The sequence below is a fragment of the Nocardia aegles genome, assembly GCF_052545135.1.
Window position 1 is genome coordinate 269,389 of the sequence record NZ_JBQWRI010000001.1, and the last position, 15,051, is coordinate 284,439.

15 protein-coding genes are annotated in these 15,051 nt (G+C 68.9%); 7 read left to right on the top strand and 8 right to left on the bottom strand.

The window, feature by feature from the left end:
- Nucleotides 1-26: 26 nt before the first annotated feature.
- Nucleotides 27-908, top strand: coding sequence for a DoxX family protein (locus tag ACT89H_RS01265; protein WP_445106608.1), 882 nt, complete (start codon nt 27-29; stop codon nt 906-908).
- A 131-nt stretch (nt 909-1,039) separates the two neighbouring features.
- On the opposite strand, the gene ilvD is transcribed toward ACT89H_RS01265, so the two are convergent.
- Together ilvD and ACT89H_RS01275 are read right to left on the bottom strand one after the other, a co-directional pair.
- Entirely contained in the window at nt 1,040-2,923 is a 1,884-nt protein-coding gene (gene ilvD / locus ACT89H_RS01270) for a dihydroxy-acid dehydratase (RefSeq protein WP_445106609.1), read from the bottom strand.
- A gap of 351 nt (nt 2,924-3,274) precedes the next feature.
- A complete protein-coding gene (locus ACT89H_RS01275; RefSeq protein WP_445106610.1) occupies nt 3,275-3,880 on the bottom strand; it encodes a PH domain-containing protein in 606 nt (201 codons plus the stop codon).
- A gap of 337 nt (nt 3,881-4,217) precedes the next feature.
- On the opposite strand from ACT89H_RS01275, the gene ACT89H_RS01280 reads away from it, so the two are divergent.
- The 3 genes from ACT89H_RS01280 to ilvC all read left to right on the top strand — a co-directional run bounded on the left by ACT89H_RS01280 (nt 4,218) and on the right by ilvC (nt 7,881).
- Nucleotides 4,218-6,152 (top strand): acetolactate synthase large subunit, encoded by a 1,935-nt coding sequence (locus ACT89H_RS01280; protein ID WP_445106611.1) that lies wholly within the window; start codon nt 4,218-4,220, stop codon nt 6,150-6,152.
- Complete coding sequence (gene ilvN / locus ACT89H_RS01285) at nt 6,149-6,652, top strand: acetolactate synthase small subunit (RefSeq protein ID WP_039799659.1); 504 nt, start codon at nt 6,149-6,151, stop codon at nt 6,650-6,652. The genes ACT89H_RS01280 and ilvN overlap by 4 nt, the downstream gene beginning before the upstream one ends.
- Before the next feature lie 227 nt (nt 6,653-6,879).
- A complete protein-coding gene (gene ilvC / locus ACT89H_RS01290) occupies nt 6,880-7,881 on the top strand; it encodes a ketol-acid reductoisomerase (protein ID WP_445107320.1) in 1,002 nt (333 codons plus the stop codon).
- Between the two features lie 71 nt (nt 7,882-7,952).
- Here the strand turns inward: ilvC and ACT89H_RS01295 are convergent, their stop codons facing one another.
- The gene (locus tag ACT89H_RS01295) at nt 7,953-8,264 is read right to left on the bottom strand and encodes a hypothetical protein (RefSeq protein WP_445106612.1); all 312 of its coding nucleotides are present in this window, start codon (nt 8,262-8,264) and stop codon (nt 7,953-7,955) included.
- Between the two features lie 504 nt (nt 8,265-8,768).
- Between ACT89H_RS01295 and ACT89H_RS01300 the strand changes: the two genes are divergently transcribed.
- Together ACT89H_RS01300 and ACT89H_RS01305 are read left to right on the top strand one after the other, a co-directional pair.
- Nucleotides 8,769-9,008, top strand: a complete 240-nt coding sequence (locus ACT89H_RS01300) for a hypothetical protein (protein WP_445106613.1) — start codon at nt 8,769-8,771, stop codon at nt 9,006-9,008.
- 26 nt (nt 9,009-9,034) lie between these two features.
- Entirely contained in the window at nt 9,035-9,496 is a 462-nt protein-coding gene (locus tag ACT89H_RS01305; protein ID WP_445106614.1) for a hypothetical protein, read from the top strand.
- Between the two features lie 177 nt (nt 9,497-9,673).
- On the opposite strand, the gene ACT89H_RS01310 is transcribed toward ACT89H_RS01305, so the two are convergent.
- The 5 genes from ACT89H_RS01310 to ACT89H_RS01330 are packed head-to-tail and all read right to left on the bottom strand — an operon-like array spanning nt 9,674 to nt 14,343.
- Nucleotides 9,674-10,972 carry an AAA domain-containing protein gene (locus ACT89H_RS01310; protein ID WP_445106615.1) on the bottom strand — a complete coding sequence of 433 codons (1,299 nt, stop codon included), beginning with the start codon at nt 10,970-10,972 and terminating at the stop codon, nt 9,674-9,676.
- A gap of 1 nt (nt 10,973) precedes the next feature.
- A complete protein-coding gene (locus ACT89H_RS01315) occupies nt 10,974-11,663 on the bottom strand; it encodes a hypothetical protein (protein ID WP_445106616.1) in 690 nt (229 codons plus the stop codon).
- Between the two features lie 34 nt (nt 11,664-11,697).
- Nucleotides 11,698-12,441 carry a hypothetical protein gene (locus ACT89H_RS01320; protein ID WP_445106617.1) on the bottom strand — a complete coding sequence of 248 codons (744 nt, stop codon included), beginning with the start codon at nt 12,439-12,441 and terminating at the stop codon, nt 11,698-11,700.
- 34 nt (nt 12,442-12,475) lie between these two features.
- Complete coding sequence (locus ACT89H_RS01325; RefSeq protein WP_445106618.1) at nt 12,476-13,561, bottom strand: hypothetical protein; 1,086 nt, start codon at nt 13,559-13,561, stop codon at nt 12,476-12,478.
- Nucleotides 13,558-14,343, bottom strand: a complete 786-nt coding sequence (locus ACT89H_RS01330; RefSeq protein ID WP_445106619.1) for a hypothetical protein — start codon at nt 14,341-14,343, stop codon at nt 13,558-13,560. The genes ACT89H_RS01325 and ACT89H_RS01330 overlap by 4 nt, the downstream gene beginning before the upstream one ends.
- A 105-nt stretch (nt 14,344-14,448) precedes the next feature.
- On the opposite strand from ACT89H_RS01330, the gene ACT89H_RS01335 reads away from it, so the two are divergent.
- Nucleotides 14,449-14,886, top strand: a complete 438-nt coding sequence (locus ACT89H_RS01335) for a VOC family protein (RefSeq protein WP_445106620.1) — start codon at nt 14,449-14,451, stop codon at nt 14,884-14,886.
- Nucleotides 14,887-15,051: the final 165 nt, after the last annotated feature.

A 15,051-nucleotide genomic window follows, 5' to 3' on the forward strand; every position in this document is an offset into this window, starting at 1 on the left:
GTGCGGTGCGGCATAGGGTATTGGCCGTGACCGACAAGCCGAGAGAAACATCCGAACCCAAGGCCGGGAACGCCACTCCCTCCACGGCCGAGCAGACGGCGGTGTCGTCCACCGGTCGGGGAGTGACCAGCCCGTACGACTCGCCGACCGAGCAGTTCGAGCGGGTGGATCCGACCCAGCAGCCGCAGCTGTCCAAGGACGTGCCGCGCACCGAGGAAGAACTCGGGCTCGAGCCCGAGGTCCCCGGCACCGGCGCGGGCACCCCCGCGGCGGGCGCGACAGCCGTGCCCACCTACGGGTACGCCAGCATTCCGCCCGCTCCCGCCCCGCCGAGCGACACGGGGCGACTGCGCCGCCGCAACGGCGAGGTCCGCCGCGGCACGCTCGACCTGGGCTTGTTGCTGCTGCGCGTGATCGTCGGCGCCACCTTCCTCTACCACGGCCTGCAGAAGCTGACCGGCTGGTTCCACGGCCCCGGCCTGGACGGCACCCGCGACATGATGGAGCGCGGCGGTTGGGACCACCCGAGCGTGTCCGCCCTCCTGGTGACAGCGGGCGAGGTCGGCGGCGGCACGCTGCTGATTTTCGGCCTGGCCACGCCATTGGCGGCCGGTGCGGTGCTCGCGGTCATCCTGGACGCCTGGGCCTGGAAGCAGGGCATGGCGCCCGGGTTCCAGTACAAGGCCGGGCCGGGAGCGGTGGAATACGAAAGCGTCCTCGCGGGCATCTCGGCCGTCATCATCCTGACCGGTCCCGGTCGCCTGTCCTTCGACCGCAACCGTGGTTGGGCCATCCGCCCCGCCTCCGGGTCCTTCGTCATCCTGCTGCTGGCCGTCGCCGCCGCGGTCGGCGCGTACTGGTACCTGCACGGCGGCAATCCGCTGACGGGCATCGGCCCCTTCGACTGAATCCAGACGGACCGAAGGCCCCTTCGTCCCAGGCGGGACGAACGGGCCGTCATCCTTTGTCACCCCGGTCTCAGCGCAGGTGACAACTGATCTCGTAGGTGCACGGGTAACTCAGGACCGGAGACCAAGTCCTACCGCGCCGAATCGGTCCGGCCTCGAGACCCGGAGAGGCGGGGGAGCACCTGGCGAACGGCGCCCTTGTCGGCCGAGGTGGCCATGGCCGCGTACGCCTGCAGCGCCGTCGTCACCGGGCGATCGCGGTTCACCGGCTGCCACGGCCGATCGGAGACCTCCATCTTGGCTCGGCGTTCGGCCAGCACGGCGTCGTCGACGAGGACCTCGAGCGTGCGGCTGGTCACGTCGATACGGATCTGGTCACCGTTCTCGACCAGTCCGATGACACCACCGCTGGCCGCCTCGGGCGAGATGTGCCCGATCGACAGGCCCGAGGTGCCGCCGGAGAAACGGCCGTCGGTGATCAAAGCGCACTCCTTGCCGAGGCCCGAGCCCTTCAGGAAGGCGGTCGGGTGCAGCATCTCCTGCATGCCGGGCCCGCCCGCGGGCCCTTCGTAGCGGACCACGATCACGTCGCCCGGCTTGATCTTCTTGCCGAGGATGACCGACACGGCCTCCTCCTGCGACTCCACCACCACGGCCGGGCCCTGGAAGGAGAACAGCTCCTCGTCGATGCCCGCGGTCTTGAGCACCGCGCCGTCGCGCGCGATGTTGCCGCGCAGCACGACCAGGCCGCCTTCCTTCGTGTAGGCGTGCTCGAGATCGCGGATGCAGCCGCCCTCGGCGTCGGTGTCCAGTGACGACCAGCGGTTGGCGGTGGAGAACGGCTCGGTGGTGCGCACCCCGCCCGGGGCGGCGTGGAAGAGTTCGATGGCTTCCGCGGACGCCTTGCCGGAGCGGATGTCCCAGGTGTCGAGCCACTCGTCGAAGCTCGCGCTGTGCACCGTGGCGACGTCGGTCTCCAGCAGTCCCGCTCGGCGCAGCTCGCCGAGGATCGCGGGGATGCCGCCTGCGCGGTGCACATCCTCCATGTGGTAGTCGGAGTTGGGCGACACCTTCGACAGTGTGGGCACCCGGCGGCTGATCTCCTCGATGGTGTGCAGATCGAAGTCGATCTCGCCTTCCTGCGCGGCGGCGAGCGTGTGCAGCACGGTGTTGGTCGAACCGCCCATCGCCACGTCCAGCGCCATCGCGTTGCGGAAAGCGTTGGCATCGGCGACATTGCGCGGCAGCACGGACGCGTCGTCCGCGCGGTACCAGCGGTTGGCGATGTCCACCACCACGGTTCCCGCCCGTTCGAACAGTGCCCGGCGCGCGGCGTGCGTCGCGAGGGTGGAGCCGTTGCCGGGCAGCGCGAGACCCAGCGCCTCGGTGAGGCAGTTCATCGAGTTCGCGGTGAACATGCCCGAGCAGGAACCGCAGGTCGGGCACGCGGAGCGCTCGACCTCGGACAGCCCCTCCTCCGACACCGCCTGGTTCGCGCTCGCGGAGATCGCGGTGATCAGGTCGGTCGGCGCCTGCGCGACCCCGCCGACGACGACGGCCTTGCCCGCCTCCATCGGCCCGCCGGAGACGAACACCGTCGGAATGTTCAGGCGCATGGCCGCATTGAGCATGCCCGGGGTGATCTTGTCGCAGTTGGAGATGCAGACCAGCGCGTCGGCGGTGTGCGCGTTCACCATGTATTCGACCGAGTCGGCGATGATCTCGCGCGAGGGCAGCGAGTACAGCATGCCGCCGTGTCCCATGGCGATGCCGTCATCGACGGCGATGGTGTGGAATTCGCGCGGCACGCCACCGGCGGCGCGCACCGCGTCGGCCACGATATCGCCGACGTTCTTCAGATGCACGTGGCCGGGAACGAACTGGGTGTAGGAGTTCGCGATGGCGACGATCGGCTTGCCGAAGTCGGTGTCGGTCATGCCCGTGGCGCGCCAGAGTGCGCGTGCGCCTGCGGCATTGCGGCCGATGGTCGTGGTTCGTGAACGAAGCGGTGGCATTTCGATGGTCCTCGGGTCGCGGGGGCTGACGTGCGACGGGCGCGGGGCGTGCACGGCAATCCACCACGTTACTCCCGGTGGGCGTGCCCACCGGCCGGGTGGTGTGGCGTCCGATCGCGGTCAGCCGGGTTGGGTGTGTCGCCGGTGCGTGGTGTCGCGGGCGACGGTGACGCCGCAGGTGCGCGAGCGTCGGGGTGGGGACGGGACGGAGGATCACTGCTCCGGGGAAATCATCCCATCACTCGACCGCGGCCTCCCAACAGCGGCGACCGTTGCGCCTCGGTACCGGTCGCGGCGATGACATGGCCGTCGCCGGATTTCACGACCCGCCGGTCGGGCTGCGGTGGGCGCTCACGTCGTGCCGTCGCGTCGCGCGTCTTCCTCGGTGTTCTCGCCGGACTTCGCGATCCCATTGGTCGCCGGGCCGCCCTCGGCGCTCGAGGTCCCGCCGTGTCGGCTCGCGTCGGCGGGTTCGGCGGAGGGCTCTTGTCGCGCGACTTGCTCGGGCTCGGCGAACGGGTCCGGAATCCGTCCGCGGGAGAACGCCGCGAGATCGCGCAGCCGGTCGTAGCTCACCGCGGGCAACTTCACCTCGGTGCCGTCGGTCAGGTCCGCCCGCACGTATCCACGCTTCGGGATGCGCAGACCCTTCAGCTGCCCCCAGTCGAGGTGACGCGAGCCGAACAGCGTCCGCAGCTCCAGACCCGCGTCCGAGACGCGGGTCTGCGTTCGCAGCACCCACGCCAGCACCGCGACCGGGATCAGCAGCAGCCACCACAGTCCGGCGGGCCAGCCGACGAACGGGAAGAACACGCACATCAGCAGGATGAACACACCCAGGAAGGCCAGCCGTGGGATACGGATCACATGGGCGTCGGAGGCGCCACCCGTATCGGTTGTCCCCGCGGGTGTGTGGGACGATTCAGGCGGTGGCACGGACTGATGCGGTGATGACACACCACCATCCTCGCATCCTGATGAACGGACACAAGCAGCCGCACTGTCCCACATAATGGGACGCATAGGGTCATCTGTTTGACTCTTCGGTTCACACCCGCTTAACGTCGTGCGCGTGAATCGAAACGAGTTGCTCGTAATCGGCCGGCGCGTCCAGCGTTGAGCCTGACACACTGAGTCGAATACGTCAGCTCGCGTTGCGACGCGCCACCCTCGATCAGCCCTGCGCTGTCGGGGGCTTTTTTATGTTCGGACTAATGTCCGGCATGGCGAAGCGCAAGACACCGCTGGCACAACATCCGGGGTCAGAACCACAACCAAGTGAGGAACGAAGACGGTGAGCGCACCTACCGCACGGCCCGGGCCTTCGGCCCGTAGGCCAGCGCCTTCGGCGAATCAGCAGGCCACGCCCGCTGCCAACGCGACGTCCGCGGCCAACCGCCGCCAGCTCCCGCCCGAGCGGGTCACCGGCGCGCAGTCGGTCGTCCGGTCGCTCGAGGAGCTCGGCGTCGACACCGTATTCGGCATTCCCGGCGGCGCGATCCTTCCCGTCTACGACCCGCTCTTCGATTCGACCAAGGTCCGTCACGTGCTCGTCCGCCATGAGCAGGGTGCGGGTCACGCGGCCACCGGTTACGCGCAGGCGACCGGCCGGGTCGGTGTGTGTATGGCCACCTCCGGCCCCGGCGCGACCAACCTGGTCACCCCGATCGCCGACGCGCAGATGGACTCGGTCCCGATCGTGGCCATCACCGGCCAGGTCGGCCGCAGCCTGATCGGCACCGACGCGTTCCAGGAAGCCGACATCTCCGGCATCACCATGCCGATCACCAAGCACAACTTCCTGATCACCGACGGCGTCGACATCCCGCGCATCATCGCGGAGGCGTTCTACCTCGCCGCGTCCGGCCGCCCCGGCGCCGTGCTCGTCGACATCCCGAAGGACGTGCTGCAGGCACAGACCACCTTCAGCTGGCCGCCGGAGATGCGGCTGCCCGGCTACCGCCCGGTCACCAAGCCGCACGGCAAGCAGGTGCGCGAGGCCGCGCGGATGATCCTGGAAGCCAAGGCGCCCGTGCTCTACGTCGGCGGCGGCGTGATCAAGGCCGACGCCTCGGCCGAGCTGCTGCAGCTGGCCGAGCTGACCGGCATTCCCGTGGTCACCACCCTGATGGCGCGCGGCGCGTTCCCCGACAGCCACCGTCTGAACATGGGCATGCCCGGCATGCACGGCACCGTGGGCGCGGTCGCCGCCTTGCAGCGGTCGGATCTGCTGATCACCCTGGGCGCGCGGTTCGACGACCGCGTCACCGGTCAGCTGGACTCCTTCGCGCCCGGCGCCAAGGTCATCCACGCCGACATCGATCCGGCGGAGATCGGCAAGAACCGCCACGCCGACGTCCCGATCGTGGGCGACTGCCGAGAGGTGATCATCGAGCTCATCGAGACCCTGAAGGCCGACGCGGCCGCGGGCGACGCGCTGCCGCTCGCGCTGGGCGACTGGTGGACCTACCTCGACGGCGTGCGCGACGCCTACCCGCTGGGCTGGACCCCGCCCGCGGACGGCTCGCTGTCGCCGGAGTTCGTCATCGAGGCGCTCGGCCGCCTGGCCGGACCCGACGCGATCTACTGCGCGGGCGTCGGCCAGCACCAGATGTGGGCCGCCCAATTCATCAAGTACGAGAAGCCGCGCACCTGGCTGAACTCCGGCGGTCTGGGCACCATGGGCTACGCCGTCCCGGCGGCCATGGGCGCCAAGATGGGCGCGCCGGACAAAGAGGTGTGGGCGGTCGACGGCGACGGCTGCTTCCAGATGACCAACCAGGAGTTGGCCACCTGCGCTGTCGAAGGCGTCCCGATCAAGGTCGCGTTGATCAACAACGGCAACCTCGGCATGGTGCGTCAGTGGCAGACGCTGTTCTACCAGGAGCGCTACTCCAACACCGACCTGGGCACGCACACCCTGCGCATCCCCGACTTCGTGAAGCTCGCCGAAGCCCTCGGCTGCCACGGCATCCGGGTGGAGCGCGAGGAGGACGTGGAGGCCGCGATCCGCGAGGCGCAGTCCATCAACGACCGTCCCGTGGTGATCGACTTCATCGTCGGCAAGGACGCCCAGGTGTGGCCGATGGTCGCCGCGGGCACCAGCAACGACGAGATCATGGCCGCTCGCGGCATCCGTCCGCTGTTCGACGATGACGAGCAGGCCGCCGAGCCCGCGGTCATCCACACGGCGATGTCGCACGAACAGAACAAGGTGAACAACGGATGAGTACCACGCATACCCTCAGCGTTCTCGTCGAGGACAAACCGGGCGTGCTGGCACGGGTCGCGGCGCTGTTCTCCCGCCGCGGCTTCAACATCGAGTCGCTGGCGGTCGGTGGCACCGAGCTCCCCGAGATCTCGCGCATGACCATCGTCGTCACCGTCGAGGACCTGCCGCTCGAGCAGGTCACCAAGCAGCTCAACAAGCTGGTGAACGTCATCAAGATCGTGGAGCAGGACTCCGACAGTTCGGTGGCCCGCGAACTGATCCTGGTGAAGGTGCGCGCCGACGCCAGTGTGCGCACGCAGGTGATCGAGGCCGTGGGTCTGTTCCGCGCGAAGGTCATCGACGTGTCGCCGGACGCGCTCACCGTCGAGGCGACCGGGACCCGGTCCAAGCTCGACGCGCTGCTGCGGATGCTCGAACCGTATGGCATCCGGGAGATAGTGCAGTCCGGTGTCGTCGCGGTGGGCCGTGGACCGAAGTCCATCACCGCCACCCGATGAGCTGACCAGCGGCACACCGATGGGGCCGACCGCCCGGCGGCGGCCACACGCTAGTCTTTCTGCGATCGACGGTTGGCGTGCCGCCTCCCCGCTCACGCGGGAATGATCCCCTCCCGCCACGTGCGGGGGTGATCCGATCCAGAACAACGTAAATCCACATCGGCGCCAGCCGGTGTGCCCCGCCTCGCGCGGGGATGATCCCGGAAGGAACCACAGTGGCAGTCGAGATGTTCTACGACGACGATGCCGACCTGTCGATCATCCAGGGCCGCAAGGTCGCTGTCATCGGCTACGGCAGCCAGGGCCACGCGCACTCGCTGAGCCTGCGCGACTCGGGCGTCGAGGTCCGCGTCGGTCTGGCCGAGGGTTCGAAGTCGCGTCCGAAGGCCGAGGAGGCGGGCCTGACCGTCGGCACGCCGGCCGAGGTCTCGGCGTGGGCGGACGTCATCATGGTGCTCGCGCCCGACACCGCGCAGGCGTCGATCTTCACCAACGACATCGAGCCGAACCTGGCCGACGGCGACGCGCTGTTCTTCGGCCACGGCCTCAACATCCACTTCGGCCTGATCAAGCCGCCCGCCAACGTCACCATCGGCATGGTCGCCCCGAAGGGCCCGGGCCACCTGGTGCGTCGTCAGTTCGTCGACGGCAAGGGCGTTCCCGCGCTGATCGCGATCGACCAGGACCCGAAGGGCGAGGGTCAGGCGCTGGCGTTGTCCTACGCCAAGGGCATCGGCGGCACCCGCGCCGGTGTCATCAAGACCACCTTCAAGGAAGAGACCGAGACCGACCTGTTCGGTGAGCAGGCTGTGCTGTGCGGCGGCACCGAGGAACTGGTCAAGACCGGTTTCGAGGTCATGGTCGAAGCTGGTTACGCGCCGGAGATGGCCTACTTCGAGGTGTTGCACGAGCTGAAGCTGATCGTCGACCTGATGTATGAGGGCGGTATCGCGCGGATGAACTACTCCGTCTCCGATACCGCCGAGTTCGGTGGTTACCTGTCGGGCCCGCGGGTCATCGACGCCGACACCAAGAAGCGCATGCAGGACATCCTCAAGGACATCCAGGACGGCAGCTTCGTCAAGCGTCTGGTGGCCAACGTCGAGGGCGGTAACAAGGAGCTCGAGGCGCTGCGTAAGAAGAACGCCGAGCACCCGATCGAGGTCACCGGCGCCAAGCTGCGCGGCCTGATGAGCTGGGTCGATCGCCCGATCACCGAAACCGCCTGATACTCGGGCTGATTCGCGCGGTGGCCCGCTCCGGATTTCGGAGTGGGCCACCGGCGTCTTCAGGGGACTGTCTAACTGCTGCCGAACGAGCCTGTGCCCGGGCCGAATCCCTGGCCCCAGCCCCCGCCCCAGCCTCCGCCGCCCCAGCCCTGGTTCCAGCCTCCGCCGCCCCAGCCCTGGTTCCAGCCCCCGCCGCCCCAGCCTTGCCCCCAGCCAGGGCCGCGGCCATAAGGAGGTGCGCCGTAGTGGGGCCGGTCGACCAAGACGTTGTTGTAATACTGCTCGTACCCGGCCTGGGTAACCGTGGGTGTGCTCGGAGTGGCGGACGCGGGCGTCGCCAGCGCGGTCAACGGGATTGCGGCGATCGCACCGGCGACAGCCACGCGGGCCAAGGTACGGCGTGCGCTTGACGAGAACAACGTAAATCCTTTCACTCTGCGGCGAGCGTTTCCGCCCGCCATCCCCCGTCGCGGGGTCTGCCCACGGCCTCCCCCCGCAGACAGATCTTGGATCTACGGTCACTGCATCGCGGTCGCGCTTACCGACGGGGCAGCGACTGCACAATTACACTCTTGCGCACTTGCCGCGAAAGGTCACGGGTGTTTTCCGCGCTGCGGGGAAAATCGAACCGCGGCATTAGGGGCTTCCCCTATATGTATTGCTCACCGGTTGCGGAACCGGCTGTATCCGTGTTTTGGGACGTCACCTGTCCGCCCTCGACGGCGGTCGGAGTCGACCGGATATCGCATCGCGAAACCTGACGTCATGATCCTGCTCGCCGACCGTGCCGCTGGCCGGCGCGGACCGCTGTCCACACGGGCGCGTACCCGCTGACCTCGACACCGAGCTGCGGCCGAGCGTCGGAGACTTCGGTTACTGTGACGAGCGTGGGGTTCACCGATTACGGACCAGGAGATGTCGTCTACTTCCCGGAGGGGCCGTTCAGCGGTGTCTGTGGGGTGGTGCGGGAAGTCGACGCCCGTCGCGCCGAGCTGCGCATCGACTTCGGCGAGGGCGTCGCCCACCGCGAAGGGGGCGTGCTACGCGAGCGGCGACGCAGCCTGACCGTCGGATTCGACGATGGCTGCGCTGGCGTGGCCGCGTCTGCCCTGAGACCAAGGGCGTAGGGGCATATCGTGTCAGTTGGCTGCCGTTGCACTGGGCGCGCCACCCGCCGCTCGACCCGGCCGGGGGCTACTTCACCTTGATCGTCGCGTGTGCCGTGGCCTGCCTCGGACACGCCGTCGTCCAGATCGGGCGCGTCCGGCCGGGAGCGAACGAATCGCCGGACGAGGCCGGTGAGTTCGACCCGAAGGAGTACAGCGACAAACTGTTCTTGCTCGGTTTCAGCTGGATGCTGCTCGCGCTGCCCGTCACCTTGTTGTCCGGGTGGATCCTGGGCTACGTGTCGCATCAGCCCCGTGCTGTGTGGGCTGCGGTCGCCGTCCTCAGCGTGCTCATTCTGACCTTCTTCGCCGAGGCGGCCACGGTTAAGACATGGACGAAAACCTTTGATAACGGCGGTGTTCCGTCGATCGTCTTCTTCACGATCATTGTCGGCGCACTCCTGGTCTGGTCACTGCTGCAGATCGGCCCCGAGACCCTCCAAAAGTAGGATCCTCGCTTTCCGGGCAGTGATCCGCACATTCGGAAACGTTCGCTGACGGACATGCCATCGAGGCTCTAGAGGGGAAGTGACGTCAATCGTCCCGGGCGTGTCCGCCTCCGCAGACCCGAGCCGGGTGCCTCGGAGAGGACGCAGCCGCGTGCCGGCGCAACGGCGGACAGCCCGTCACACTGGAATGCGGTGCGCCGAAAGGTGATTCAGGACGGACTGGTTGGCCTCCCAGCCGTCGGGGAACTTCACCGCGACACCCAAGTGGACCGGTTCGGCCGACGGATGGGCGTCGAGGAGTTCGGGGATACCGGCGCGGCCGACCACGATGCAGGCGTGGCGGTGCCGGGAGGTCAGGACGCACAGGCGGCCGGCCTCTAGGTGGAAAGAACTCGCATCCCGGCGGCCCGATAGGGGATGCAGGACGACGGTGACGTCGTATTCGCGGCCCTGCAACCGGTTGGCGGTGTCGACGGTGACGGGTTCGGCGACGGTGCCGCGCAGCGCGAGGCGGATGGCCTCGGCCTGGTCGCGGTGGGCGGTGCCGACGGCGAGGCGGTCGGCGGTGACGGGGTGGGTGCCCTGTTCGGAGGTGGCTTCGGCACCGCGTTCGAGGAGGCGGACGGTCAGGGCGGCGACCGCGGCCAACGCCTCGCGGTCGGTGCGCAGGGTGTTACGTGCGGGTAGTTCGTAGAAGGCCCAGCCGTGTTCGGCGGCTTCGTCGAGGCAGCGGTCCAGGGAGGTGCGCAGGCCGCCGGTGCGGAATCCCAGGTGGCGGGTGCCGGGGGCGGTGCCTGCGTCGAACGGGGTGAAAGGGTAGAAGGCGCGCGAGACGACGGGGGCGGCGGAGGCGGGCAGACGCCAGGAGACCGGCAGGCGGTGGATGGGAATGTGACGGTCGCGGTTGTTGGCGAGCATGACCGAGACGGCGCTCATGGTGGGGTCCCAGTCGAGCCCGGCCCAGCGATCGGATTCGACAGTGGCGAACGGGTCGAGCTGGCCTGGGTCGCCGACGAACAGGCCGCGGTCGAAGCGGCGGGCGATGCGCAGCAGCATGTCCGAGCGCATCTGGTAGGCCTCGTCGACGATGGCGTGTTCCCAGGTGCCCTCGGTGAGGGTGGCCCATTTCGCGGCGGTGCCGACGAGGACGGCGCAGTCCTCGAGGTCGGCGACTTTCACGGCGTCGCGCACGGTGGGCAGGTCGATGCGTTCGGCGCGGCGATAGCCCTGGGCGGAGAGGCGGCCGATGCGCAGGCCGGGTTCGGCGGTGGCGAGCCGGGCGATGAGGTCGTCGACCTGTTCGTTGGTCTGGGCGACGATCATGCGCTGGGTGCCGTCCTGGGCGAGCTGGCGGGCTGCCTTGACCACGAGAGTGGATTTGCCCGCGCCGGGCGGGGAATCCACGACGATGGCCTTGTGGGTGGGGTCGGCGAGGTCGGTGAGGATGTTCGCGACGGTGGTATCGGCGGCGGACATGTCATGGCTCCTCGGTGAGTTCCGGCGGGCCGCCGTGCGTCCAGGGGGTTTCCTCAGGGGAGGGCAGGGCGGCGGGGCGGAAGTTGCCGTCGGGGCCGAAGCGGGCGAGGACGATGCGGTCGCCCTCGGTGCTGACGGTGCCCTCGGCGGGAGTCGTTGTGCTGCGGCCCATTCCGCCGCTCAGTTCGACCACGATGATGTCGTCGTCGAGTTCGAGGACGGTGGCCTGCTGGCCCCTGACCGCGGTGTTGTGCAGGGCTTCGCCGACGGCGGGGGTGAACGGGTCCGTGGTGGTGACGCGCAGGAGGGGCCGCAGGATCCGTTTGCCCTTGTCGCTCAGAGTGGTCCGGGTGGGTGCGGCGTCGATGACCTCGGCCAGGCAGGCGTTGCCGGCCAGGCGGTGTTCGAGCATGACGTAGGGGTCGTCGTAGGCCATGGCGGCGGTGAGCTTTTCGAGGGCCTGTTCACGGCTGAGGAGTCGGCGGACCGCCGAGACGGCCGAGTCGCGGCGGGGCTGGGGAGCGCCCTCGGCGAGCGTTTCGGCGAAATAGGAGAAAGAGCGGACGTCCTCGGCCCAGCGCTTCGCGACGCTGGCGCCTTCGGGGAGGGCGCGAAGCAGCGAGACTCCCTGCCACATCAGGGTCCAGGTCGGTTCGAGCTGGGTACGCAGGGCCTGCTCGAGCCGCCGCACGGCGCGCGTGCGAGCGACCTCGTCAGGTGCGGTGTCATAGGCGGTGATCAGTGGGGCCAGGACGACATTGTCGAAGCCGGGGTCGGTGGCCGGGGCCCGCCGGTGGGCACAGGGTGGGGTCCTCGGCGCGGGCCGCCGCTTCGGGGCCGGTGCGGCCGTCCGGGGGTGCGATCCAGCCGAGGAGGGCGGTGAGATTGGCATCCTCGAGCGAGGATTGGCCGGTTGTCCAGTGGGTCGACAGGTGGGTGGTGAGGGCGGCCAGGGCGGTGGAGCCGGGGTGTTCGGCGCGGTCGCAGTACCAGGTGAGCCAGCGGCCCAGCAGCGGGATCGACTCGGGGACCGCGTCTTCGCCCTCGGCGCGGCGGAAGCGCAGGGAGCGGCCGAGCAGCTCGAGGAAGGTGACGGCGGCGGGGTTGGGGACCCAGATCTGGGGTGCGTCGACGCAGCGGTCGATGGTCTCGTTGGTCTTCTTGTCGATGACGACGGGTTCGGTGTCGTCGGTGTAGCGGGTGATGTGGGGGAGCAGGATCTCGGCGAGTTCTTCCGCGAAACGCAGGCGCAGGACGCGGTCGCGGGGCTGGGGGACGATCAGCAACCGCGCCTCGTCGGGGCTGGTTCCGGCGAGCACGGCGAGGGGCGCGGCGGCTTCGCCCGCGAGCCGCAGCGGGATCAGCACCATCGGCCGCTCGGACAGGTGGCAGTGGCGAACGGTGGCGGTGGACTGGGCGTGCCCGGCACGGGCGGCTTCGACTTTGGCGAGGGCGGACAGGACACTCATCGTCGCGAGCCGAAAGTAGACCGGTCTGGACTCATCACGCGGTCTCCTGGCGCAAACGGTGTGCGGTACGGAGCAATTCGGCGATGTCGAACTGGTCCTCGGTGGGAGCGAGCGAGCCGCGCGCCAGGGCGAGGACGGTGTCCAGGTCGACCAGGCCGCCGAGTTCGTCGCGGACGCCGCGGCCGAGCGCGTCGACCGAACCGCAGGCGCGGGCTTCGGCGCGGCAGGCGAAGCCGAGTTCGCAGGTGGAGATGCATTCGGGGGCGAAGCGGGCCGGGATGCCGGAGATCACTTGTTCCAGCTGTGGGCCGGGTTCGAAGGTGGCGCCGGTGGGGACCAGGTCGACAAGGTCGGCGATGGCGGTCAGCCGGGACAGCTGGCGGGAGACGACCGCGATCTGCTTGCGCAGGTCGACCATGGTGGCGACCGGGCGGTTGGTGAAGTCCTTGGTGCAGACCAGGATCACGTTGTGGGAGACCAGCTTCTCGGGGTCGGCGCCGAGATCCTCGAGAAGGCGGCGCAACGCGATCACGTACACCGCGGACTGGCGGGCCGCGGCGGCGACCTGGGCGGGGTCGGCCCGGCCATCCACGACAGGGAAGGACTTGATCTCCACGACATGGAACATGCCGTCGATCTGCAGGGCGACCACGTCGGGTTCGAGATAGGCGGTGGCCCCGGCGATGTCGAGACGGAGCAAGGGGTGGTCGAAAAGGGTGCCCTCGCCGGTGTCGAGGGCCTGGGCCAGCAGCTGGCGGGTGCGCTGACAGCGCACGGCATTGCCCGTGTTCTCGGCGACGGACTCCAGGTCGTGGTAGGCGACCTCGGGGATGGTCAGGCCGAGGGTGTCGCGCAGGAGGGCGAGGAGTTCGGCGCAGCCGTTGGCCTTCACCATCGCCTCGAAAGAGTTGCCCCGGGTGATGGCGAACGAGGACTGACCGAACTGCGGCGGGTAGCCGAGTTCCCGGGCGAGCGCGGACTTGTCGACGGCGGCGGCGTCGAGCAGGGCGCGGCGGGCGCAGCCGGGATTGGCGGTGAGGGCGGCGATGGTGCGGGCATTGTGCCGCATGGCGGGCGCGGCGCCGCGCAACTCGTCGAGCCTGGCCGAGAGCGTGTTCAACCCACCTCCTTTCGTTTGCCGGCCACGGTGAGCCGGACGCCGAACAATTGGGCGGGATTGTCGAGTTGCTGAGCCGCCCGGCGCGCGGCCCGGTCCCGATGGCGCGCGTCGTCTTCCCGGTGTACCGCGAGCTCACGCCGCGCGGCGTCTTTCACTGCCTCGGCATCAATCGTGTCCGGGGTGCCAGTCACGCCGGGGATCGAGTTGGCCAGCCGCCAGATGAGCCTGCGCGCTTCGGGAGTCGGGTTCTCCTGCGCGCGCAGATGGTCGGCGAGGCGGACCGCAGTGCTCAACAGGTCGACGCGTGGGCTCAGCGGGCCGATCATGCGCTGGCGCAAGGGCCAGCTGCTCAACGCCAAGAGCCCGCGCGCGGGCGCCAGCAGATCCGTGGTCAGGGCCGCGCAGACGTAGTACGGGCGGACGAGGGGAGCCGCCCGGAAGGAGCGTTCCTCGTCACGGCGCAGGCTGGTCAGACGCGCGGGAACGAGATCGCCGGAGAAGAATGCGGTGTGGACCTGCAACACCAGTTTGGGGGCGGAGGGAACTCCCAGCAACGTGAGTGCGCGGTGCACGTGCTCGCGGACAGGAAGACTCGGCGCGGGCGCGGGCTCAGGCGCGTGGGCGTCGGCGCCGAGAACGGCTTCGTCCCACTCGGATTCGGCGGCCCGCAGCTCGCCGCGCAACTTCCGGGCCGCGAGACGATCACCCGAAGCGACCGCGCGCCGGACCGCGGCGCGCAGGTCGGTAATGCGGGCTTCCAGCAGCTCCGCGGCGTCGGGCATGGGTGCGAGCGTAGGATGTGCTTCCAGTGTTGTCCAGTATTTGCCAGTGTTGTGTGCTGATCGGAGCCCCCGCTGTCATGGGCCCAGCTCGGTAGCATGCAATGCATGGCCATCAAACTCGAGAATGTCGGCATCGCCGTTCGCGACATCGAAGCGGCGATCGCATTTTTCACCGATCTTGGTCTCACGGTCGTCGGCCGTGACACGGTCAGCGGCGAGTGGACCGACACCGCCGTCGGTCTTGATGGCAACCACGCAAAGATTGCGATGCTCCAGACGCCGGACGGTCACGGTCGCCTCGAGCTCTTCGAGTACATCCATCCCCAAGCGATCGAGTCGGAGCCCACTCGTCCCAACGAGATCGGCATGCACCGCGTCGCGTTCTCGGTCGATGACATCGACAAAGCCCTCGAGATAGCCGCGCGGCACGGCTGCCGTCCGCTTCGCGGCGTGGCGACCTACGAGGACGTCTACAAGCTCACGTACGTCCGCGGTCCCAGCGGCATCATCGTGATGTTCGCCGAAGAGCTGAAGAAGAGCTGACGGCCGATCGCCCCTTCGGGGGTGTGTCGCTAGCCGTCGTGGAGGTTACAAGTCCACCTACTGGGCCATCACCCACCGTGCAGCCGTCGTCCCCAGGCGCCGCGATCGCCTGAACCCGAGCATTGTCCGACATGCTCTAGTTGATTCGATGTCCAATGGGGCAAC